Origin of the sequence: Pantoea sp. S61 (assembly GCF_016625145.1) — a bacterium.
Classification (GTDB): domain Bacteria; phylum Pseudomonadota; class Gammaproteobacteria; order Enterobacterales; family Enterobacteriaceae; genus Pantoea; species Pantoea rwandensis_B.
Genome location: NZ_JACVUO010000001.1, coordinates 690387 through 712864 on the forward strand (window position 1 = coordinate 690387; position 22478 = coordinate 712864).

Here is a 22478-nt window from a genome sequence, read left to right on the forward strand (position 1 = left end):
TTATCATTGATTTTTATGACTAAAAGCGACGATGTAAGTACAGCACTGATCGCTATCAGGATTGCTCATTTGATACTCGCTTGCAAAGGTAAGAGCCAGGCAGTCACCCACTCGTAAATGATGGGTCTGATTATTGACCTTGAAATCCAGGCTGCCGCTTAATATCCAAAGGGTTTGCCCTGAAAGGTGCTCATTAGCGGCTGCGGGAATCGTGAGTTGACCCAGAGCAGGGATTTCAACTTTGATAAGCTCAGCTGTAGCGCCCGCAGGAGACACAGACCATCGGGTGATACCTGATTGCTCATCTGTCCAATGCTGCTGCTGGTCGGCTGAAAGCACCATTGAGTTGTGGTTAAGCTCAAGTTCGGCGAAGAGTTTTGATAGCGTAATATTCAGGGCATTTGCTAAGCGACTCAGGATAGTTGCACTGGGGCTGGAGGCACCTCGTTCAACTTTGCTGATCATGGCCTGACTGACACCCGATCTTTGGGCAAGCTCAGTCACTGTCCAGTTCTTTTCTTTTCTGTGTTTCAGTAACAGACGCGCAATATCACTATCCAGTATCTGATTCTTAGCCGTTTTTTCCATCATGATGCTCGCTTTTTTTAAACCTGATTATGCCATTACACGCATTGAGCTGGAATAATTGATTTATGAAGGATCAATTGTTCTTCAGGTGTTTAACCCATCGGCACTGGGGTTAAGGTTTTCCAGCACTTAACTGAAATATAGGAGTTTGGGTATCTTGTGGCACACATTTATTTGATTAACTGACACATGAAAGTGTTGAGCATTGACCCCGGGCCCCGAATATGATCCATGCATAATCAGGAATAACCGGCTTTTCGGTACTGATGACCCTGATGCCGGTCATCACCGCCGTGTTGGCCGGATTTATGATTATTGGCGTGGCGCTTCCCGTTCTGCCCTTGCATGTAGAAAACGGTCTGGGATATGGGACTTTCATTGTGGGATTAGTGGCAGGCGCACAGTTTGCCGCCTCACTTATCTCACGCATCTGGTCAGGCTCTTATTCTGACCGACGTGGGGCAAAAAAAAGGTGTTGTTGCCGGACTGATGGCTGCTTCGGTGGCCGGACTGCTCTATCTGGTGTCACTTTGGACGATCAGCTTACCTGCTCTGTCGGTCGTCATACTGATGGCGGGCCGGGCCATTCTGGGCGGTGCAGAAAGTTTCATTATCACCGGGGGGGTGGCCTGGGGGCTGGCGAAGGTTGATAAAGCGCATGCCGGAAGGTGATTGCATGGGTCGGGACGGTCATGTTTGCCGCCATGGCGCTTGGGGGGCCGGTGGGAACAGTGCTTTACGGCGCGTTTGGCTTTAAGTCTATTGCGCTGATAACCCTGCTGTTACCCCTACTCGTGCTGTTTTACCTGTCACGTATACCCGCCGTGGCCCCGCCCCCGCCCCCGCCCCGCGCTCACGCCACGTTTGGCTCGGTCATGAAGGCAGTGTGGTTACCCGGACTGGGTGCCGCGCTTGCCAGCACAGGCTACTGCACCATCCTGGCGTTCAGCTCGCTCTATTACAGCGCCATGCACTGGCAGCCAGTGTGGATGGCATTCACCGCGTTCGGTATGGCCCTGATTGTGGCCCGCACCTTTGCCGGTCACCTGCCGGACCGTTTCGGCGGGGCGCTCATCGCGCTGATCTTCGTGCTGGTTCAGGCGGCAGGGCTGTTTCTGATGTGGTTCGCCAGAATCCCGCTGATGGCCTCCGCCTAGGCCGCGTTTGCCGGCTTTGGCTATTCACTGGTTTATCCGGGGCTGGTTATTGAAGCCATCAGCGGCACAACGCCGCAGAATCGTGGAATGGTGATGGGGATCTACACGGCCTTTCTCGATGTAGCGATGGCCATTGGCAGCCCGATGCTTGGTTGGGTGGGCGGTGACCTTGGGCTCGGCAATATCTTTCTGGCGGGCGCGCTCACTGTGTTGAGCACCGCGATTGTGGCCGTCTTGCTGATCAGGCGTTCAGCGTTAAGGAAAGAGAACGCTTCGTGAAATATTTTACGGCGGGGCCGAGTTTCTCTCGAATTAGCATTGCACTTATATACGCTGAGTTCATGTACTTAAATTCCCATACTGACATCGATTCTATTACCCAAGTGATACTGTTACTCACCTCACATAAAGTGTTTGCCGTAGATTGAGATAATTAGCACAACGAAAATTGAGGTAACAATTGCCTATCAATTATCCTCAGGACAGTTATAAAAATTTTTAGCTCTATCCGTGTAAAATTCAGGCAGGTGTGAACGTCGCTCACTGCGAAATGATCTTGAGCAGAAAAAGGTTATTTCTAATTTTTAGCGAAGACATTACTGATAAACATGCAGAAAACATCAGGAAGGAGCTACTAAAAGCGGGTCCTTCCTGGAGGTTTTATTCTTTACTGGACGAACGATTACGTAATATTTCCCCGACCACCGGGGCTGCGGTAAATGCGTTTGGCCAGCCAGCGTAAAATGCAGCCTGTGTGACGACTTCACCCGCTTCTGCAGCAGAAAGTCCATTATCCATCGCTCGGTTAAGGTGATAGCCAATTTGTGCACTCTGTCCGGATGCGATTAATGCACTCACCGTAATCAGGCTTCTGTCGCGGGGTTTCAGCGCGGGTCTTTGCCAGAGATCCAGGAACAGTGGGTCAGCGGTAAATTTAACCAAACCCGGAGATATTGGGCCAATATTTTTTTCCACCGTTTCTGAACGTTGCTTTTCTTTTTCCTGGTTAAGAGGGAGTAAGGCCGGAGACGCTTCGGGAAGCGCATCAGCTGTGACGCCGCGAGATTCAAATACCGCTTTGGTTACGCTGATGGCTGACATGGCATTTGGCCAACCTGAGTAGAATGCCAAATGAGTAATGATTTCTGACAGTTCCGCTGGCGTTACGCCAGTATCTAGGGCAATTTCTGTAAAGTGCTTAAGGTCACCAGGCTGGTTTCTGGCAATCAGTATGGCGACGGTCACCATGCTGCGATCCCTGGGAGAAAGGGGGGCACTTGTCCAGAGATCCTCAGTAATAGCTTCACGGCCAAAGCGCGCCAGAGCTGGTGATACAGCGCGAATATCAGCTTCCGAAATAGCTGAAGGTTCAATTTTTATCATAGCTTTACCTCTTTTTTCCTCTGCATTAGCAAAGTCAGAAATAACAAGCGACATGGCCGCCGCTGCAATTACGCCTTTCATGTTAATCCTCACTGGTCAACGGTTCGGATCCTGTTTAATTCCGCCTTTGTTACGGAGAAATGTCGGTTTTACAGGAATAGCGTTCTTACTGGTGCTCATCTGCGCCGTTTGTCTAAGATAATCCTTGAAGTGTGGCGTTTGTCGGTGTAGCTGATAATCCTCCTCACTGGCGTAAATCTCATAGAAATACCAGCGGTTCGGCGTCTGTGACTCTGTAGCGGCATACATGGCTAACACGCCTTTCTCTACTTTGAGCGACTGCGCCATTTCAGGAAGGACAATTTTTTTAAATTCGGTCTGAAATTCAGGCTTAACCTCGACGACCACCAGATTATTGATAGTCCGCTCATCCGGCAGGAAGTGTTTGTCCCCGAGAAACTGTGGCTCAAGGGTAATTTTCTGTTTCCGATCGATAATTTCAGGTGCATAAGCAGCGAATGCCCTGTACGGAACGGCAATAAGATGTTTGCGGTAAGCACCCTCGTTTTCATAGAGTTCGACCATGTATGCCTGACGTGGATTGGCGCTGTGTTTCAGGGCGTACATCGCCAGCGTGCCTGCTTCACGATCCACCGAAGCGGAAATCGTTTGTCTGGCCACGTCATCAAAATCCTTGTCCCGATCGGGCCGGACGCTAATGTTGAAGATATTCATCACTGGCTTATATTGCGTGTCCGCTTTCTCTGCAAAGACAGGACTGCTTATTAGTATGGAAATTAGCAGAATAAGGCTATTTTTCACGATGTTCCTCTTACTGATATTAATGCTTAAGACGTTTAATCAGTTGTTGCTTGAGGGATGTAAGCCGATTGCTACTGGCGCTCTCAAAAACCAAAGGAGGAAGCCACATCATACCTGCGTGCAGGGCGCTGGCCTTCATCGGTAAAAACACATCCGCAAGAGAAACACCGATCCTGCCGTCTGGTCCATAAGTGGAGTCTCCACCTGCAGCCGTACTGACAAGAAGCATCTCCTTTCCCTGCCACAGACCGGGTCCGACACTTCCCCAGGTTTCATTCAGCCAGGCTTTCATCATCGGCGTAATATTGAACCAGTGTGTCGGGAAGATAAAAACGACACGACTGTGCTCAAGCATCATCTTTCGCTCTGCGTCGCCATTAATGTTACGAGTGTCATAACCATATAAAGTCTCAAGGTTGCGAACCGTCACGCCTTCCAAACTCTCAGCTGCGTCCTGTAAACCTTTTGTCAGGACGGAACGTTCTGGATAAGGGTGAGAGACAATGACAAGCGTTTTGATGTCGGTCTTTTCACGGCTCAATGCATGACTGACCGACATCAAGAAGGCGAATGCAAACAAAAATAATGCTGCTACTTTGCGGTTACGTAACGACATCATAAAACCTCCTTTGTTCAAATAAGGCTGAAAAGCGCTTGAATGTTAAAGGAGTTTGTTACGGTAATCCCTCCACAATATAGGTTCGCGAATTACCGGCACGGTGTCGGATGGGGATGATCTTCTGGTATGCAGCTGAGTTATACCAGGCCTGGGCATTTTTTAGGCTCTCAAACTTGATAATAACCAGTCGGCCCTGTGCTCCAAACCCTTCTTTGATATCGGGTTCACCTGCTCTGACAATGAATTGTCCTCCAAAAGGCTGGAAGGTTGATTCAACCTGAGCACTGTAAGGTTTTATAGCTTCACGATCGGTTGCCTGAAACTCCGCAACGTAATAGGCAGGGGTTGCCGCCATTGCTGAAGCGAGCCCGATTAACAGGAGCAGACCGGCAACTGATGTTTTAAAAATCATCTTTCCTCCGATTTTCATTTTGTGACAGTGAAAAAGGGCTAACGCGTCCAGACTTGCTTAACGTCTTTCGTCTGCGGAGTGTTTTGCGCCATGATCCCTGTCAGAACATGCGGCTGATAGGTTTCCTCCAGAAACCGGATTTCTTCCGGGCTCAGCTGAAGATTTACTGCATTTACCGCGCCATCAACATGATCTTTTTTTGTGGCCCCTACGACAGGAGACGTGGTTTTTGTCAGCAGCCAGGCGAGTGAGATCTCCGTCATAGTTACCTGATGCCGCTCGGCAAGCTCGGCTACGCGCTCAATAATGCTCCGATCCTGTTCAGCTGTGCTCTCATATTTCCCACGAGCATAGTCATCCTCAATGGCTCGCAGCGAGTGGCCAGCTTTCCGGGAGAGACGGCCGCTAGCCAGCGCGCTATAGGGTGTCATAGCGATATCATCTTCAGTGCACAGACCGAAGAGCTCTCGTTCATCTTCACGCATAATCAGGTTGTAGTGGCTCTGGACGGAGACAAAGGGCGTCAGCCCTTCACGTTCAGCCAGCGCGTTCGCCTTAGCCAGCTGCCATGCATAGCAGTTTGAAATACCAATAGCGCGCACCTTACCAGCGGTAACGGCGCCATGTAGCGCTTCAAGCACGTCAATAACGGGCGTGTTGTAATCCCAGATGTGGTAGACGTAGAGGTCAACATAGTCCATCCCCAGATTCTGTAGACTCTGGTCAAGCGAGTAGGCTATTGCCTGTTTTCCGCTGATCCCCTCGGCAATCTGGGCAGTGGTGCGCGGCAGAAACTTAGTGGCCAGCACGATGTCATCGCGTTTCGCCATTTCCCGAAGCGCCCGACCAACGTATCGCTCGCTGGAGCCGTTCTGATAGGCGATGGCGGTATCGTAAAAATTAATACCCTTTTCGAGACCGTAGCGGATAATGTCCCGGCTTGCGGTTTCGTCCAGCGTCCAGCGATGCTGGCCCGTTAACGGGTCGCCAAACCCCATACACCCCATGCAGATGCGGGAGACCAGTAAGTTACTTTTACCGAGCCGGGTATACTGCATCATTATTCTCCTTCTGGATTATTCACGACGGTATTGAGCAGGTCGACAAGCCTTGAAGCGTGTTCCCGGGCAAGCATTTTTTGCTGCGCGATTTTGTCGACATCCCGGTCGGCATAGCTGATACCGCAGGTATAAACCGGCGCCAGCAGCTCAAGGTTGCACAGCCTTGCCGTGGTCTCGAACGGAATAAGATACTCTTCAATGGCATGGACAAAGAAACCGTCAGCGGTATAGAACGCCTGTGGCGCGCCCGTGGTGAAGGAGAGGATCAGCTTTTTACCGCCCAGTTTCGCGGTTGAGCCATGCGCGAAGCCGTGGACAAAGACCTCGTCCAGCCATTGTTTCATTAACCCGGGCAGCCCATACCAGGAAAAAGGGAACTGCCAGACAATCACATCGGCCCTGAGCAGGCTTTCCTGTTCCGCACCGATGTTGAATTTACCGTCCAAACTGAGCCAGTCCAGGCGACGAATTTCAGCATCGGGAAGTGCGGTCGCCAGTTCATCAAGGATAGTGGCGTTGGCGACGGAATGGGTCAGCTCTGGATGGCCGGAAATAATAAGGATGTTATTCATTTCAATAAGTTAAATCGTGATGATGAATATTTAACCCAGTATAGAGTGTCAGCATTATTTTGTTTAGAGCAGTAAAGACTTATTCACTTTTAGACAAAAACTAATAATGGTCGCCTGACTTCCATTGTGCTCAATCCTGATGAATCAGTGAACGAAGTCGTGATGCCAGGTAAACGCGCTGCATTGCGAAACGCGATGGCCTCTTTTTCAGCCTTGTTGACGGGCAGACTTTCAATAAATGTTTTAAACCGTCCAGGGTCTGATAGGGATAATCAACGGAGCACAGGATCCTTTCTGCACCCATCAACTCGTAGTAAAACTTAAAATGCGGCAGTCTCAGCATACCTGACGGGGTAACGTAAACGTGCTCCTGGAAGGTTCTGCAATAAACCATGTTTTTATCCGATATTTTCGATCCTTTATATTATTGCTGTTTAGTAATGGCAGAAATGGTACTTTATCTGCTTTATTGAACCATCGGGTTTTCCCAGGCTCCGCGCGTATCCACACCGGTCTCTGAGGCAAGCTGTTCCAGCAGGATAATTTACTCATTACTTAACTTAATTTCTGAAGCGCTGGCAGCATCCAGAACGTGATGAACTTTGGTTGCCCCAGATGCGTCAGCTCGGCGAGGAAGAAACCGGTCGGTACACCGGGTGCGCCTTTAATCGGATGGCTGGAGACGACACACAGAACAGGTCTATCTGCAGGTTTCATATCGGGCCTCACTATTTATTTTTAAATTCAGCGGCAAAGAGATTTTCCCAGTTAATAAAGGAGCCAAGCGGTATGCACTCAAAGCTTAATAAGCCTGCTTTTGCCAGCGGGAATTCGGCCATTACGTTCATCGCTTCATCGACAGAGTCACATTCAAGAAAAATGGCGACGCCAGGTCTGTCCTGACGGAAGTAAATGTCACGAATGAAGCCAGATTTATACAATCCCCAGGCGTGCAGAGCCTCCGCATTAAGGTGCGGAGCATATTGTTCAAGTGATGCTCCAGGGGCGGGGATGTCCAGACATAAAATTCGCATCAGAGTCTCCTAAACTCAGGGCGTTGTTGAAAGATACAGAAGTATAAGAGGCGCATTTCAGGAAGATTAGAGGGCCATTGACTTAAGCATATTTAGGCTGTACTTAATAATCAGGCGGTGATTGCTTAAGGAAGACATTATGAATAACGCCCTTTATAACCAGATACGCATCTTTCAGAGCATTGCACGTGAGGGCAATATTTCGGCAGCCGCAAGGAAACTGGAAATTACCCCTCCCTCCGTCAGCAATGCGCTTAAGCTACTGGAAGAGCATATCGGCCATCCGCTTTTTATACGCACGACCCGACGTATTGAGCTGACGGAAACCGGGCAGCTGTTGCTGGAACAGACCGCTGCGGCGGTGGCGTCGCTGGAAAATTCGCTTGAAAGCATCCGCGATCAAAACCAGGAGCCCACGGGTGTCGTGCGAATAACGCTCTCACGTTTTGCGTATCTCTTAATTCTTAAGCCTGCAATGGCAGAATTCTGTCAGCAATATCCGGGTATACAGCTGGAAATTTCGGTCTTCGACGGTACCGTGAATATTATCGAAGAACGTTTTGATCTGGGGATCCGTTTTGGCGATATTCTGGAGGGCGGGGTGGTGGCGCGGCCGATAATGAAACCGTTTCGTGAAGGGTTATATGCATCCTCAGCTTATCTCACCAGGCACGGAAAGCCTGTGGTACCGACTGATCTCCGTCACCACCAGCTGATTGGTTACCGTTTTATCACTAACAACCGCATCCTCCCTTTGATTCTGAACGATCGCGGTGAGCAGTTGACCGTTGAGATGCCCGGGCAGTTAATCAGCAACGATATTGACGTTATGGCAGATGGGATCCGTAACGGGCTGGGAATTGGACGTTTGTTTGAACCCATCTGGCGGCTACAACCTGACAAGGATCAATTTATCCCCGTGATGGAGAGCTACTGGAAAACCTATCCGCCGGTGTATCTCTATTACCCAAAAAATGCGGGTAAAACCAAAAGAGTGAAAGCTCTGATTGATTTTTTAATATCTGCTACGCAGCGATAAGTATTGCATCTTATCGTTCAGTTCGAATGAGCTTTTTGCAACACCAGCGGCCTGGCTACCCGCGGTAAGTGCAAAAGAGCTGTAACAGAACCCGTCAGGAGCGTGACGTGAACTTTTAGTCGCACTCGTGCTCAATATCCTGATAATGCACGCAGGATTAATTATTTGAACGCGGTAAACGGAGAGATGAAATGGTCAATGACTACTTTGCACCACCCCCAATGGGTATGACGCCAGAACAACACAAGCGAACCATCGCTGTGGCGGCCGCTTTAGCGGTGGCGAAGGAATCCGTCAGCGCTTCAACCTCTGCCAGCGGTTCTAAAGCGTCGTGGGATCTTCAGGCGGTAGCGAATGAAATTTCCAATCTGGCTGATGCCATTCAGGACGCCCTGGAACCTGAAGACGAGATGTAAAGCCAGCGCACCCTCACATGACGGTGTTTGAAACCGTTTTGTGAGGGGCGAAAATTTTTTTATTTTTATCTGCATCCAGTTTGCCCCCTCCTTACGTATATCCCGTTGTGAGCAAATTCTTCGCTCCCCTACAACGAGGATTTATGATGAAAAAGCTAATCACCACTGCAGTCATCTCTGGCGCGCTGATGTTCTCCGCCACGACTTTCGCAGCCATGAACTCTGACTCTGTCATGGTTGGCGGTGCCGCTATGTATCCGCAGAAAAACATCATTGAAAACGCCCTCAATTCTAAAGACCACACTACATTAGTGGCCGCAGTGAAGGCTGCAGGTTTAGTGGAAACACTCGAAGGAAAAGGGCCTTTCACTGTGTTCGCGCCAACCAACGCCGCGTTTGCGAAACTGCCCGCTGGCACCGTGGATAATCTGGTAAAACCGGAAAACAAAGCCAAGTTAACCAGCATCCTCACTTATCATGTCGTGGCCGGTAAATACGACATGAAAGCGCTGATGATGAAAATCAAACAAGGTGGCGGTCACGCGGAGCTGAAAACCGTGAACGGTCAGCCTTTGTGGATTATGAGTAATGGTCCTCACAATATTCAGTTGAAAGATGGCCAGGGCAATGTGGCCAATATCAGTACTTATGATGTGAATCAGAAAAACGGTGTGATTGATGTTATCGATACCGTTCTGATGCCTAAGTAATTGTCTATACTCGGAAGGCATTTCAATGCCTTCCGGGAAAAACATGGATAACGTTTTGGCTCAACAGCAGGTGAAATTAATGCGGGCGATTGCGCAAGGCGATCGCCAGGCATTTGAACAACTGTATCGACTCGCTTCGCCGCATCTTTTCGCCCTTGCTTTGCGCACATTACGCCAGAGAGCCTGGGCGGAGGAGGTGCTGCATGATTGTTTCCTCACTATCTGGAATCGAGCCGACAGCTATGATGCCGCACTGAGCGCCCCCATGACCTGGATGACGCATATTGTGCGCAATCGCTGTATTGATTGGCTGCGCAGTGGACAGGCGCGTGAGGCCATCCTGTCTGAAGAATATAGCGATAACGTTTCGGAGGGTGAGGCGGAAGGGCCAGATGCCCCCTTTGACGATTCACAGAACGCCCGATTACATCACTGTCTGCAGCATCTAAGTCATGAGCAGCGACAGAGTGTGACGCTGGCTTATTATCAGGGGATGTCGCATAACGATATTGCTGCCTGGATGCAGCAACCGGTAGGATCAGTAAAAAGTTGGATCCGTCGTGCGATGGAGCATCTTCGGGAGTGCGTGGGCTTATGAAAAACAATAAACATGATGATGCGCTCGCCGCCGAATATGCCCTGGGAACATTGCGCGGCAATGCACGATTGCGTTTCGAGAGGCGGCTGCAACAAGAGCCGGAACTGGCTGCGAAAGTGGCAAGCTGGCAGACAATGCTGGCAGGAATGGACACCCATTTGCGACCTGAAATCCCGCCGGAACGCGTGTGGAAAAAAATTGCCTTGAGTCTTCCGGCTAAAACCCCGGTGAAACGCGCCAATCCTTATGTTGGCTGGCTGGTTGCTGCGGGGCTTGCGGCATTCACCCTGGTATCCTATTACAGCCATCGCCCTGATGAGTTCGCACCCCTGGTGATTCTGGGGGATTCACAGCATCAGGGACAATGGGTGGTCAGCCGCAGTAGCGACCGCCGTTATCTGCAATTATCGCCGCTTAAACCCGTCGCCATTAATGCGTCCAGAAGTCTGCAGCTTTGGCTGATTCCTGCGGGCCAATCCCCGGTCTCGCTGGGTTTACTGGCAGACCATGCGGCAACGCAAATAGAAATGGATAATCGAGCCTTAGCAGCAGGGGCTACCCTTGCTATCAGCCTGGAACCTCAGGGCGGTTCACCAACGGGGCAACCCACCGGACCGGTGCTTTACAGCGGTATGCTGTAAACCCATTATCGAGCATCGGGATAACGTGCTTGCTGATAATCCTTCCAGCGCTTAAGCAACTGATGACGCGTCCCGGGATAGGTCTCATCCTCAACCACAATCTCTTCAATGCGGTCGACGCGGAAATTACGAAAATCCTGGCGTAGTTCGCACCAGCCACACAGCAAGCGCACACGGTCAAAATATCCCAGCACCACGGGCCAGATGATGCGAGTGGATGACACGTCTTTGAGATCGTTATAACGCAGCGAGATTTTATTGCGGGTATGGATTGCCTGACGCAGTTCCGGCAGATGCTTCTCAAACAGGGCTTCTCCCCGCGAAGCGACCAGCAATGATTGATGATCGATACCATGCGATAAATGCGCTGGCATGACGGCATAAATTTTTGCCAGCGCGTGCTGTGCGGCGGATTTTAATTCGGCATCGGTGTGGCGGCTGACCCAATCAAGGCCCAACGCCAGCGCATCAATCTCCTGACGGGAAAACATCAAGGGCGGTAAATGACCGTCGGATTTCAGCAAATACCCCAGTCCGGCGCTGCCCTCGATTTCCACGCCTTGCTGTTGCAGGCTGATGATGTCGCGATATACGGTGCGCACGCTAATGCTGAGTTGCTCTGCGAGATGCTGTGCAGTTATCGGATATCGGTGACAACGTAACATTTGCACGAGTGCCAATATTCGCTGGGTTTTGGTCATGGGGTGTGCCTAAGCTAAGAGTCTGGCAGTCAGGAGCGGTTCAGGCCGCACGCACCAGAGTTGACTCCTGTGCAGGTGCGGCGACCTGTAGTTTAATACGGCACTCGTCATCCCGGTAGACGCAACTTCGTCTGTGGCGTGGTGAATTAAAAGCGCTGCATCAAGATATTAAACGCGTAATAACTGCTGCAGCACCGCCAGATCAGCGGTTGTCTGCAATGCGCTACTTTGCTGCACCTGTTGCAATCGCTCGCCTGACTCCTGACGCAACGCCAGACGCAATTTACCCTCAACGTCCACGCCATCGGCCAGGGATTGCTGACGGGTACGACGCTGTTGCAGCCGGGTGCCATCGCGCAAGGTAAGAGTGACCAGATGAAAACGCAATGCGGGATTAATCGCATCTGGCGGCGCGGTGTCATCAGGTACTCGTCTCACTTTGGCTGCCAGTGGCATCACAGCATGATTAAGATCGCCTTCCGCAAAATCTTCCAGCCGCAGATCGTTAAAGATCAGCATCGCGGCAATCACGTATTCCAGACTGAAACGCGCTTCAATCCCATTGGTGGGCGATGTGACTGAGGCGGCAATATCACCGCCTGGCGGGAACGCCACGCTTATGTCGGTGATGTTATCCAGCAGCGCTTCCAGCAAATTGCCGCTGGCTAGCCAGCCATTGCGCAGGATACGCGCGGCTTCCGCTGCGCTGTGTGTTCCGGCGCAGGTCGGGAAAGGTTTGTACTCCAGCCCCGGCGAAACAATACGCCACGGCTCGCCCCATTGAGCAACCAGTCTGTCAGGTTGCGCCTGGCCATGGCTGTTGGCAGCCAGGAAAGCGTCGATCACACCCTCCTGTTTGCCATCAAAACCTGCCAGCGTCAGCTGTGCCGCCGCGACCGCGCGTTCTGCCGCCAATCCAGCGTGCAGAGGTTTGACGGCAGAGCCGAACTGCGCGCGTAGCCCGCTGGCCTGAGTGGTGGCGATGCCCAGCAGGTTGGCCGTCGCGCCGACATCCAGTTTTAATAGACGAGCCAGCGCGGCTGCGGCGGCCAGGGTGCCCAGCGTCGCGGTATTGTGATGACCTAACGCATAATGCTGCTGGCTGGCGGCCAACCCAAGCCGTCCGGCCACTTCCACACCGATGGCGTAAGCATCGAGAAACTCATCAATCTCTGCCGCCTGTTGCTGCTGCCAGGCAAACAGCGCAGGGAGGATCACCACGCTGGGGTGACCACGAAAGTCGGCGTGGAAATCATCGTAATCCAGCGCGTGAGCGGCATAACCGATAAGCAGCGCCTGAGAGCGTGGGCTGCCATCGGCATAAACGCTGCGCAGCGCGGGCAAGCCGCTGTCGGGTACCTGACCTTGCAGAACCGGCCAGCTGACGGCAAGAAAATCACGTACCCCTTCGCGGGCTGCTTCACGTGCGGCGGCATCCGGCTGGCTGTGAACGATCAACTCAGCGAGGGCGGGAGTGATGCTCATGGCTGCTCCAGACTGTGCAATGCCGCCACAGCCAGATTGGCCAGATAGCGCGACGTCGGCAGCAGCACATCATCGTTGATCCGAAACGCCGGATGATGCAGCGCATAAGGTTCACCGGTGCCAATCATCATAAACGCACCCGGCAGTTGCTGTTGGTAGAAGGCAAAATCCTCACCGATTGGGCTGGCTTCGACGACGCGGGCTTCAAAGCCGCTGGCTGCTGCCTGTTGCAGGGCGAAATCGGCCCAGTGCGCATCATTCACCACCGACGGTGGACCTGCGTGCCAGTTGAATTCGACTTTGGCCGCGAAGGCGGCGCCAATACCCTGCGCAATCTCACGGAAGCGCTGCTCCAGTCGTTCGCGCGTCTCCTGCGAGAACGAGCGCACCGTACCTTCCAGCCACGCGCTGTCCGGGATGACATTCCAGGTGCTGCCGCTGTGGATCTGGGTTATCGAGACCACCGCATTATCACCCGAAGGTGCATTACGGCTGATCAGCGTTTGTGCGGCCGAAACTATTTGCGCGGCGATCACAATCGGATCGTTGCCCTGATGCGGTTTGGCTGCGTGGCTGCCCGTCCCGGTAATCTTGATATCAAAGCGATCGACGGCCGCAGTGAGAGGCCCGGCTTTGCTGCCTATCACGCCCGGCGGTAACGAAGGATCGTTATGAATGCCGAAAATCGTCACGGCATCCTGCAGTGCGCCGGTAGCAATCACATCCGGCGCGCCCTGGCCGGTCTCTTCGGCGGCCTGGAACAAAATACGCACGCGGCCCGGCAACTGGGCCTCCTGCTGTTTCAACAGAATCGCCGCACCCAGCGCGGCGGAACTGTGGAAGTCGTGGCCGCACGCGTGCATCACGCCTGGGCGCTCTGAACGGAACGTGACGTCAGACTGCTCTTCAATCGGCAGCGCATCAATGTCGGAACGCAGCACGATCAGCGGTCCATTTTCGGGACCCACTTCCGCCACCAAACCGGTTTTCAGCGGCAAATCCAATACGCGGATTTGGTGTTTATCAAGCTGCTGACGAATACGTGCCGTGGTTTCAAACTCTTCATTGGAGAGTTCTGGAAAACGGTGTAACTCATGGCGGAAGGCAATCAAATGTTGGCCCAATGCGCTCTCATCAAAACTCATTATTTGCTTCCTTGTTGTGCGGCCTGACGTGTCATCCACGCATCATGCGCGCTGTCATCCAGCACTTTCTTCATATATTGGGTGATATGGCCTTTGCCGAGATCGGTGGTATGCATCAACTGGAAGCCGCGCTTTTTATACATCTCGATCAGCCATGGATGGCTGGTAGCGGTGCCTAATGACACCGCAGGGGCGCGCAGTTTGCCTAGCAGGATCTCTTGTTCCAGCCGATCCTGTACCTGACGGCCGTACTGTTTGCCGGGATAGTCGGGATGGGCACCGAACCAGCCAATATGCGGCAGACCAAACGGGCCTGGCAGCGGACCCCACGGATAGCGCACGGTGACCGAGGAAACCATCACGCCTTGCGTGTAAAGCGCATAAACGCCGTGACTTTGCAGGTGACGCAGCGTCTTTTCACGGTCTGCTTTGGCGGCATCAAATTTGATGCCCATTGCCAGCGTCGGCGCATACGCGGCGTGCATTAGCGCCTGATAGGTTTCAACCTCATCTTCTCTGACCTGACGAAATTCAAGTGACATATCTATCCCCGAGAGACCGCCTGAAAGCGGTAAAATGAATGCAGATTGAGTAACACTGAGTGGGCGATACCGACGCGTTCTAAAGCGCTAAAATTCAATACCCAGCGTGCTAAGCAACTCAGAATATCAGTAATGCCACAGGCTTCTATATGTGAAAAATGACTAAGCTAATGCGAATTTGTGAAAATGAAATGGCGGCTTTTCCATTGCTTATATCGCGATTTACCGTAGTATGCATAAAATACATAGCGCTATAACTATTTCGCATTAACCTCATGAAATAAAATAACTTTTCTCGTTATAGCCTTATTCTTAATCAGGGTGACGACGTGTTAGCGATCAAATCTCCGCGTGCTTATGCACATGAAGCCGGCCTGCGTGCGCGAGCCGGTGAATTTATCAAACCTTATGCCACACATATCCGCATTTTCACTTCTCCCAACGCCTGGCAAGCGGTTAATCCGGAATTAAGCCAGAGTTTAGAAGCCAACGGTATTCGCTGGGAACTGGAGTATTTGCGCGGTGAATGTACCGACCTCGCCATCGAAACGCTAAAAAACAACGTTGAGCACCAGCAAGCCGAGCTGCTGTTTGCGGTGGGCGGTGGTCGCGTGCTGGATGCCGCCAAAGCAGTGGGCAGCCAGTTACCGGATCTGAAGGTGATCAACTTTGCCACGCTTGCCGCCACGTGTGCGGCCTGGTCGCCAGTGGCCATTATCTACAACGAGCAGGGCGGCCATGTGCGCAGCCAGCCGCTGGGGAAAATGCCCGAGCTGGTGCTGGTGGACAGCGAAGTGATCGCCCGCAGCGATGTACGTTACCTCAAAGCGGGGATAGTGGATGCGCTGGCGAAGTACTACGAATTTGCCCCCTATCTGCGCAGCAACCCACACGATTTGGCGCTCGATCTCAAAGTGATGACGGCGCACCGTGCGCTGGATGTCTATCGCCAGTTAGGTGAGGCCGCCGTCAGCGCCAATGAAAAACAGCAGGTTACGCCGGAACTGGTGAAGGTGATCGATGCCAACATCGTCCTGGCGGGGCTGGCGAACAGCGTGCGCGATCAACTGCCCACCCCCGGTTTTGCCCATGCCATTCATAACCGTCTGACGCACCAGCCTGAGCTGCATCATTGGCTGCACGGTGAAAAAGTCGGTTACAGCCTGTTGGTGCAATCACTGGTTGAACACGATGGCGTGCCGGATGCGGAACTGCTGGCGTTGCTGCGTCAGTATGCGATGCCACTGACGCTGGCGCCGTTGACAGGCGACCGCGCGGCGGCGATACGCACAATTGCGGAACAAATTAAATTCCCGGCGGCCAGCGCTGAACGTCTGCCGTTCCGCATTCATGCGGATGCGTTAGAGCAGGCGCTGCTGGCGACCGAGAACCGTTTCTAACTTTTTACCCTCTTTATTGACCAGGACAACTTCATGGCTACTGCACAACCACAACGCATCCGCTTGGGCCTCTTCGTACAACCCGTAGGGCAACACGTCAGCGGCTGGCGTCTCACGGAAAAACTCGGCGATCCCACTGACATTGACTGGCTGATCACCATCGCAAAAAAAGCCGAAGCCGGTAAATTCGATCTGTTCTTCGTCGGTGATGCGCTGGCGACCAGCATGTACCGTCTGCCATCGACCATGGCGCGCCTTGAGCCGCTGACCATGCTGTCGGCGCTGGCGGTGAACACCAAACGCATTGGTCTGGCGGCCACCGCGTCCACCACCTTTAGCGATCCCTTCACTATGGCGCGAAGTTTCTCGTCGCTGGATCACATCAGCCGTGGCCGTGCGGCGTGGAACGTGGTGACGTCGTTCTCTACCGACGTGGCACGTAACTTTAGCCGCAACGATATGCCAAACCATGCCGAGCGCTATGCGCGTGCGCGTGAGTTCCTCGAAGTGACCAACAAGCTGTGGGAAGGTTGGGAAGCAGGGGCCGTGCAGCCAAACAAAGAGACCGGTGAATACTTCGTCAATGACAAAATTAAGTCGATTGATCATCAGGGCGAGCACTTCCAGGTACAGGGTCCGCTGAACATTACACGCTCCCCGCAAGGACGTCCGGTGATCATTGAAGCCGGTTCATCCGCCGATGGGCAAAAACTGGCGGCCGAAACCGCCGAAGTGATCTTCACCGCTGCGGCCAGTCTGGAAGAGGCGCAAACCTTCTACCGTTCGCAGAAGGATCAGGTGATTGCCGCCGGACGTAATCCGGATCACGTCGTGATCATGCCGGGCGTGATGCCAATTGTCGGACGCACCCGCGAAGAAGCCAAAGCGCTGTGGAAAGAGCTGAATACGCTGGTGGATATCGAAAACGGTCTGCGTCAGCTGTCGCTGCGTTTCAGCATGGATCTGAGCCAGTATCCGCTGGATGGTCCAGTCCCTGAAGTCCCGCTCGGCGAAGGTAATCAGAGTCGCGTCAAGCTGATGACGGATATGGCGAAGCGCGAAAACCTGACCTTGCGTGAGCTGGCCGCTGTGGCTGCCGGTTCGCGTGGTCACCGCGTGATTGTTGGCACCGCCGAAGACATCGCCGATGACTTTGAGCTGTGGCTGAAAGAGGGCGGAGCCGATGGTTTCAACATCATGCCTGCCATCATGTCAGAGCAACTGGATCTGTTTGTCGAGCTGGTGATCCCGGAACTTCGTCGTCGTGGTCTGTTCCGCGATGATTACGAATTCGCCACGCTGCGCGAGAACCTCGGTCTGCCCGCGCTGTAAACCTTTTAGGAGCTGATTATGGTCACCTTATCAAAGCGTGTGCAGTCCGTGTCGCTCTCTGCCAATGCCGCGGCGCGCCAGTTGACGCGCCAGCTGAAAGAGCAGGGCGTAGATATTCTGGATCTCACCACCGGTGAACCGGATTTTGATACACCACAGCACATCCGCGATGCCGCGACAGAAGCCATGAATAACGGTGAGACCCGCTACACGCCGACTAATGGCACCACGCCGCTGCGTAAAGCGGTGCAGGCCAAGCTGGCACGGGAAAATCAGCTGGATTATGCATTAGGGCAGATCTGCATTGCCAACGGGGCGAAGCAGATCATCTTCAATGCCTTTGCTGCCACTTTAAATGACGGTGACGAGGTGATTGTGCCAGTGCCGTACTGGCCGACGTTCCCGGATAGCGTGCGTTTTAACGGCGGCGACGCGGTGCTGCTCGACTGCCCATTGGAGCAGGAATATAAACTGCAGCCGCAGCAGCTGGCGCAAGCGATCACCGATAAAACCCGCTGGCTGGTGCTGAATAATCCCGGTAATCCATCCGGTGCGGTATATAACGCAGCAGAGTTAACTGCCCTCGCGGCAGTGCTGCGTGACCATCCCAACGTGTGGACCATGCTGGATGAACTGTATGAACACATTCTGTTTGATGGACGTGAACACGTTAGCCTGTTGCAGGTAGCGCCAGATTTAGCCGATCGCATTCTGCTGGTGGGGGGCGTGTCGAAAACCTATGCCATGACCGGCTGGCGCATCGGCTTTGGTGCTGGTCCGCAAGCGTTGGTTGATGCCATGGTGGTGGTACAGTCGCAGAATAGTTCGGGTGCCAGCGCGATCATTCAGGCGGCAGCAGTGGCGGCGTTAAACGGTGGGCTGGATTTCCTGCCACCGCAGCGCGCGGCCTATCAGGATCGCCGGGATGCGATTATGGCGCAACTCCGCCCGGTAGAAGGTATTGAGGTGCTGAATCCTGAGGGGGCGTTCTTTATCTTCTGTCGCTGTGCCGGGCTGCTGGGCAAAACAAGGCCAGATGGTCAGCGTCTGGAGAGCGAGCAGGATGTGCTGAATTATCTGCTGGAAAGCGGCGTGTCCGGCGTAGCGGGCAGCGCGTATGGCTTATCGCCGTATTTCCGCCTGTCTATTGCCACTGATATCGACAGCGTGCGCGAAGCCGGAAAACGAATTGCGAAGGCCTGTGCAGCGTTGAAATAGGGAGTTAATTGGTCGCCAGGAATGGTATAGCGTTCGTCACTTAAAGCCCTATTTGCAAAAGCTGCCACTGTAAAAAGTGGCAGCTTTTTTTGATAGGTTAAATCAGGAAATCATCCATCGAACCGCCCGCGTCTAAAGCGGATTTGATTGGCGATGGAGTACGGCCCTGGCCGGTCCAGAATTTTTCATGACCGTTTTCGTCGATGAATTTATATTTCGCCGGGCGTGGCGCACGTTTCGCTTTCGGTTTGGTTTCGCCCTGGTTTAATTTCGTTAATTCACTAATATCGATGCCATCATTCAGCAGCATCTCTTTATACAGCGCCAGTTTTTCTTCTTTTTCGCGCTGAGCGGCATTATTCGCTTCCGCTTCTTCACGGCGTTCTGCAACCACCACGGCGAACTTTTCCAGCATTTCGTCTAATACCGCAATCTCAACATCACGCGCATGGGCACGCAGTGTACGAAGATTGTTCAATGCTTTGAGTGCATCGCTCATGAATAAACCCTTATAACTTTTATAACGAAGATGAAAGGGGGCATTCTACGTTAATTTTTATCAAATGAAAATATTGCGCATAATGCAGAATTGTCCGGAAAATAAGCTTTCAGCAGATTGTGTCTATATCGAACAATAAAACACAAAGCAGATATTTCACTCAAGTTAGTCGAGGGCGTAGCCGCAAAAAATTGCGGCTACAAGGGGAGTGAATATATTCTATAGACTGCGATAAAACGGAAAGCAACCGGTGATCAGTGCGACCACGAATAATACAATCGAGGTAATAAATGACCAACGCAGCGTGAACCGTTGTGTCTGCGCATAATCCAGTTTCAGCATGCCGACCAATAAATAGGTCGAGGCCACCAGTGGGCTGAGAATATGAACCGGTTGACCGACCAGGGCGGCGCGTGCCATTTCAATCGGTTCGATACCATAATGTCCCGCAGCCTGCACCAGCACCGGCAGCATGCCGAAATAAAACACATCATTCGATACCATCCAGGTAACGGGAATACTGATCAAGGCGGTAATCACCGCAAGGTAAGGACCCAGCGACGCAGGGATAGTGTGCACAATCGCTTGAGCCAGGGCGTTCGCCATACCGGTTTCAGCAAAAATGCCGGTAAACACCGCCGCAGCGAAGATCAATCCAGCGACGGCAAGGATGGCGGGCGCATGGCGGCCGATCTGTTCCTGCTGCTGGCTGAGTTGCGGATAATTGACGACGAACATGATGGCGGTGGCCAGCATAAACAGGTACGCCATGGGCATCACATCCAGCACCAGGAAGGTCATCAGTGCAATGGTCAGTGCCCAGTTAAACCAGAAACGCCAGGCTACGCAGCTTTTTTCTTCGAACTGCATCGCGGCGCGATCCACCGGGATAGGCTGCTGGAATCCCAAACGCTTGCGTTCACTTCTGCCGAGCATCACCGCCAGTATAAAGGTCCATGCCACACAGGCCAGCAGCGGAATCAGCAGCGGGACAAACAGAGTAGAGACGTCAGCCTGAACAGCGGCCGCTGCACGCGCCGTAGGGCCACCCCACGGAAACATATTGCCCAGCCCGGTGCACTGTAATAGCAGGGCGGCAACGCTGAGTTTTGATAATCCGATACGCTCATATATTGGCATAAAGGCGGAAAGCACAATCATATACACTGTCGCGCCATCACCATCTAAGGCGACAATAAAGCCGAGCAGTGCGGTGCCAACAAATATCTTCACCGGATCACCATCGACGGCAGACACAATCCGTTTAATAATCGGATCAAACATCCCGGCATCCGTTACGCTCATAAAATAGAGCATCGCGAATATCAACATTACGCCGGTGGGCGCGACGGTACGCAATCCTTTGATCACCATGGCACCCATATCCGCGCCATGGCCAGATAACAATGCGAATAGCGTAGGGATAAGGATTAATGCAGTCAGAGCGGAAAGCTTTTTGCTCATTAATAAGCCAATAAAGCAGATTATCATAAGCAGACTGATGATCAGCAGCATGACGAGGGTTCCTGTCCGGAGGGATAGAGCACGTTTGTGGGTAGCAAACGCAACGTGTTCGAAATAAATAAAAAACAGCGAATGATTATTTATTGTTCAAATTAACCTTCTGCAACCTCGTCTATCTGGGAATATTATCCAGCGTTTTTTTCGGCAGGCACAAGGTTAGGTTTACGCGAAATATGTGCGTAACCTCTTAGTTTTAATAAATTTAAAATAGCGAACAGTGATGATTTATCTGGGTGTTATTTCCTCCTGTTGATCATTAGAGATAACAGTGAATAAGCGCGGCGTGAACACCGCGCTAAATAGCGTGAAACGCTATGCTTTATTGATGATCCCGCGGCGAAGGCTTAATCGGTAACGGCAAACGGTATAGCTTAACCGGATATTCCACGGTTGACGGTTTGCCGCCAGTGGTCGCGGGCGTGCGATTGATCTGTCCGGACGGCATCCACAGTGCGCCGTCAGATACCCACATCGCATCGATCCACACCAGGCGGGGATCCTGCACCACGGTGGTGACTTTGCCATCGGGCGCAATACGTCTAATGCTGCGGGTGTTGATATCCGAAGCGTAAATGTTGCCCGCGGCATCGATGGCCGTCCCGCCGGTACTCCAGGTTTCGCGCACTTTCTCCGCATGCTTCGCCACTTCTGCAGCCGAAAGGGTACTGTCATTCAGATAGCGGGTTTCAATGCGAGCCAGCGGCCCCGGGATCGCCTGGTAATAGAGCCATTTGCCATCCGGCGAAACTTCCAGCTGATCGAGACCCACGCGTTTTTCACGGCCATCGCGCAGAATCAACTTCTTGCCATCCGCATAAATCGGCTGGTGATCAATCGAGAGCGGGTGGTTATCCAGCACCCGCCAGCTTTTGCCACTTTTCAGGTTCAGCACCACTAATCCCACCGCACCCGGATCGGTGATATAGGCGAAATCACCATTAAAACGCACATCATCCAGATAGCTGGTGGGTTGCAGCGTCGGTGCCTTAAACACATAGCTGTTCAACACTTTGCCAGTGGCCAGACTAATGTGGACCAGCTTGGCGCCACCGGGCACGGCCTGATCGCCGGTACCGATTCCTTTATTGCCTGAATCCATCACCCACAGATCGCCATCCGGGCCGATACGCAACGCATTCACGTGGTAGAAATGATGCTCCGGATCGTTAGCGTTCCACTGGTTCCAGCTTTCATCGGGAAACGCTTTCAGCTGATTGTTGATCACTTCTGCCAGCTGCAGACCCGCTCCTTCCGATTGCGTTAACGAGGCGAACAGACGGTTGTCATGACTGACGGTAATGCCATTCCACACGCGCGGTGAGGTAGCGACTTGCTCCAGACGACTGTCCTGTTGCGTCGGTAACGTCACAGGCAGTGTATCTTGTGCCAGTATCTGTGCGCTGCTGGCCAATGCGATCATCGCGACCAGTGCTTTCAATGAATGTTTCATCCTTTACTCCCTTGTTAAGCGCCACAAGGTGACGCGAACAGCCTGTTGCTCTGTTGTTAATGTCATTCCATCCTGGCAGCGTAGAGTGATAAATTATATTCTCTGAATTTTATTAATTGATTCCTGGTGG

At 52.5% G+C, this 22478-nt stretch carries 26 protein-coding genes and 2 pseudogenes; 11 read left to right on the plus strand and 17 right to left on the minus strand.

The window, feature by feature from the left end; translation table 11 throughout:
• Positions 1 to 3: 3 nt before the first annotated feature.
• A complete protein-coding gene (locus tag IAE30_RS03460; protein WP_200678383.1) occupies positions 4 to 588 on the minus strand; it encodes a helix-turn-helix domain-containing protein in 585 nt (194 codons plus the stop codon).
• Positions 589 to 993: 405 nt separating this feature from the next.
• On the opposite strand from IAE30_RS03460, the gene IAE30_RS29985 reads away from it, so the two are divergent.
• From IAE30_RS29985 to IAE30_RS29995, 3 genes are all read left to right on the plus strand, one after another.
• Entirely contained in the window at positions 994 to 1260 is a 267-nt protein-coding gene (locus IAE30_RS29985; RefSeq protein ID WP_234465391.1) for a hypothetical protein, read from the plus strand.
• 50 nt (positions 1261 to 1310) lie between these two features.
• Complete coding sequence (locus IAE30_RS29990; protein ID WP_234472654.1) at positions 1311 to 1745, plus strand: hypothetical protein; 435 nt, start codon at positions 1311 to 1313, stop codon at positions 1743 to 1745.
• 93 nt (positions 1746 to 1838) lie between these two features.
• Positions 1839 to 2024: a hypothetical protein gene (locus IAE30_RS29995; protein ID WP_234465393.1), complete on the plus strand. Its 186-nt coding sequence runs from the start codon at positions 1839 to 1841 to the stop codon at positions 2022 to 2024.
• A gap of 381 nt (positions 2025 to 2405) precedes the next feature.
• Here IAE30_RS29995 and IAE30_RS03470 read toward each other — a convergent pair whose 3' ends face one another.
• The 9 genes and pseudogenes from IAE30_RS03470 to IAE30_RS03505 all read right to left on the minus strand — a co-directional run bounded on the left by IAE30_RS03470 (position 2406) and on the right by IAE30_RS03505 (position 7648).
• Positions 2406 to 3209: a carboxymuconolactone decarboxylase family protein gene (locus tag IAE30_RS03470; protein ID WP_200678132.1), complete on the minus strand. Its 804-nt coding sequence runs from the start codon at positions 3207 to 3209 to the stop codon at positions 2406 to 2408.
• 15 nt (positions 3210 to 3224) lie between these two features.
• Positions 3225 to 3920 (minus strand): antibiotic biosynthesis monooxygenase family protein, encoded by a 696-nt coding sequence (locus tag IAE30_RS03475; RefSeq protein ID WP_200678381.1) that lies wholly within the window; start codon positions 3918 to 3920, stop codon positions 3225 to 3227.
• Positions 3921 to 3969: 49 nt separating this feature from the next.
• The gene (locus IAE30_RS03480) at positions 3970 to 4566 is read right to left on the minus strand and encodes an NAD(P)H-dependent oxidoreductase (protein ID WP_200537820.1); all 597 of its coding nucleotides are present in this window, start codon (positions 4564 to 4566) and stop codon (positions 3970 to 3972) included.
• Between the two features lie 58 nt (positions 4567 to 4624).
• Positions 4625 to 4981, minus strand: a complete 357-nt coding sequence (locus tag IAE30_RS03485; protein WP_200678130.1) for a DUF1330 domain-containing protein — start codon at positions 4979 to 4981, stop codon at positions 4625 to 4627.
• A 38-nt stretch (positions 4982 to 5019) separates the two neighbouring features.
• Positions 5020 to 6039, minus strand: a complete 1020-nt coding sequence (locus tag IAE30_RS03490; RefSeq protein WP_200678379.1) for an aldo/keto reductase — start codon at positions 6037 to 6039, stop codon at positions 5020 to 5022.
• Between the two features lie 2 nt (positions 6040 to 6041).
• Positions 6042 to 6614, minus strand: a complete 573-nt coding sequence (locus IAE30_RS03495; RefSeq protein WP_200678128.1) for an NAD(P)H-dependent oxidoreductase — start codon at positions 6612 to 6614, stop codon at positions 6042 to 6044.
• A 466-nt stretch (positions 6615 to 7080) separates the two neighbouring features.
• A pseudogene (locus IAE30_RS30000) lies at positions 7081 to 7227 on the minus strand (aldo/keto reductase); the annotation flags it as partial.
• Between the two features lie 2 nt (positions 7228 to 7229).
• Positions 7230 to 7331: pseudogene (locus tag IAE30_RS03500) on the minus strand (type 1 glutamine amidotransferase domain-containing protein); the annotation flags it as partial.
• Between the two features lie 11 nt (positions 7332 to 7342).
• A complete protein-coding gene (locus tag IAE30_RS03505) occupies positions 7343 to 7648 on the minus strand; it encodes a superoxide dismutase (RefSeq protein ID WP_200537615.1) in 306 nt (101 codons plus the stop codon).
• A 139-nt stretch (positions 7649 to 7787) separates the two neighbouring features.
• On the opposite strand from IAE30_RS03505, the gene IAE30_RS03510 reads away from it, so the two are divergent.
• The 5 genes from IAE30_RS03510 (at position 7788) to IAE30_RS03530 (ending at position 11052) form a co-directional block, all read left to right on the plus strand.
• Positions 7788 to 8687 carry a LysR family transcriptional regulator gene (locus IAE30_RS03510; protein ID WP_200537824.1) on the plus strand — a complete coding sequence of 300 codons (900 nt, stop codon included), beginning with the start codon at positions 7788 to 7790 and terminating at the stop codon, positions 8685 to 8687.
• A 191-nt stretch (positions 8688 to 8878) separates the two neighbouring features.
• Positions 8879 to 9103: a hypothetical protein gene (locus tag IAE30_RS03515; protein WP_097117809.1), complete on the plus strand. Its 225-nt coding sequence runs from the start codon at positions 8879 to 8881 to the stop codon at positions 9101 to 9103.
• 146 nt (positions 9104 to 9249) lie between these two features.
• Positions 9250 to 9813, plus strand: a complete 564-nt coding sequence (locus IAE30_RS03520) for a fasciclin domain-containing protein (protein WP_045814629.1) — start codon at positions 9250 to 9252, stop codon at positions 9811 to 9813.
• 43 nt (positions 9814 to 9856) lie between these two features.
• Positions 9857 to 10411, plus strand: coding sequence for an RNA polymerase sigma factor (locus tag IAE30_RS03525; RefSeq protein WP_200537616.1), 555 nt, complete (start codon positions 9857 to 9859; stop codon positions 10409 to 10411).
• Positions 10408 to 11052: an anti-sigma factor domain-containing protein gene (locus tag IAE30_RS03530; RefSeq protein ID WP_200678126.1), complete on the plus strand. Its 645-nt coding sequence runs from the start codon at positions 10408 to 10410 to the stop codon at positions 11050 to 11052. The genes IAE30_RS03525 and IAE30_RS03530 overlap by 4 nt, the downstream gene beginning before the upstream one ends.
• Before the next feature lie 5 nt (positions 11053 to 11057).
• Here the strand turns inward: IAE30_RS03530 and IAE30_RS03535 are convergent, their stop codons facing one another.
• The 4 genes from IAE30_RS03535 to IAE30_RS03550 form a co-directional block, all read right to left on the minus strand.
• Complete coding sequence (locus tag IAE30_RS03535) at positions 11058 to 11753, minus strand: YafY family protein (RefSeq protein WP_200678124.1); 696 nt, start codon at positions 11751 to 11753, stop codon at positions 11058 to 11060.
• Between the two features lie 168 nt (positions 11754 to 11921).
• Positions 11922 to 13238, minus strand: coding sequence for an MmgE/PrpD family protein (locus tag IAE30_RS03540; RefSeq protein WP_200678122.1), 1317 nt, complete (start codon positions 13236 to 13238; stop codon positions 11922 to 11924).
• Complete coding sequence (locus IAE30_RS03545) at positions 13235 to 14383, minus strand: amidohydrolase (protein ID WP_200678120.1); 1149 nt, start codon at positions 14381 to 14383, stop codon at positions 13235 to 13237. Before IAE30_RS03545 ends, IAE30_RS03540 begins: the two co-directional genes overlap by 4 nt.
• On the minus strand, positions 14383 to 14925 hold the full coding sequence (locus tag IAE30_RS03550; RefSeq protein ID WP_200678118.1) for a GNAT family N-acetyltransferase: 543 nt from the start codon (positions 14923 to 14925) through the stop codon (positions 14383 to 14385). Before IAE30_RS03550 ends, IAE30_RS03545 begins: the two co-directional genes overlap by 1 nt.
• 329 nt (positions 14926 to 15254) lie before the next feature.
• Between IAE30_RS03550 and IAE30_RS03555 the strand changes: the two genes are divergently transcribed.
• From IAE30_RS03555 to IAE30_RS03565, 3 genes are read left to right on the plus strand one after another with little or no spacing between them, the layout of a single operon-like run.
• Entirely contained in the window at positions 15255 to 16325 is a 1071-nt protein-coding gene (locus tag IAE30_RS03555) for an iron-containing alcohol dehydrogenase family protein (protein ID WP_200678116.1), read from the plus strand.
• 33 nt (positions 16326 to 16358) lie between these two features.
• Positions 16359 to 17657 carry an LLM class flavin-dependent oxidoreductase gene (locus tag IAE30_RS03560; RefSeq protein WP_045814636.1) on the plus strand — a complete coding sequence of 433 codons (1299 nt, stop codon included), beginning with the start codon at positions 16359 to 16361 and terminating at the stop codon, positions 17655 to 17657.
• An 18-nt stretch (positions 17658 to 17675) separates the two neighbouring features.
• Positions 17676 to 18875, plus strand: coding sequence for an aminotransferase class I/II-fold pyridoxal phosphate-dependent enzyme (locus tag IAE30_RS03565; RefSeq protein WP_200678114.1), 1200 nt, complete (start codon positions 17676 to 17678; stop codon positions 18873 to 18875).
• A gap of 97 nt (positions 18876 to 18972) precedes the next feature.
• Here the strand turns inward: IAE30_RS03565 and IAE30_RS03570 are convergent, their stop codons facing one another.
• The 3 genes from IAE30_RS03570 to IAE30_RS03580 all read right to left on the minus strand — a co-directional run bounded on the left by IAE30_RS03570 (position 18973) and on the right by IAE30_RS03580 (position 22348).
• Positions 18973 to 19374, minus strand: coding sequence for an H-NS family nucleoid-associated regulatory protein (locus tag IAE30_RS03570; protein WP_045814638.1), 402 nt, complete (start codon positions 19372 to 19374; stop codon positions 18973 to 18975).
• Positions 19375 to 19593: 219 nt separating this feature from the next.
• Positions 19594 to 20889, minus strand: a complete 1296-nt coding sequence (locus IAE30_RS03575; RefSeq protein WP_200678105.1) for a CitMHS family transporter — start codon at positions 20887 to 20889, stop codon at positions 19594 to 19596.
• A 328-nt stretch (positions 20890 to 21217) separates the two neighbouring features.
• The gene (locus tag IAE30_RS03580) at positions 21218 to 22348 is read right to left on the minus strand and encodes an L-dopachrome tautomerase-related protein (protein ID WP_200678103.1); all 1131 of its coding nucleotides are present in this window, start codon (positions 22346 to 22348) and stop codon (positions 21218 to 21220) included.
• Positions 22349 to 22478 lie beyond the last annotated feature (130 nt).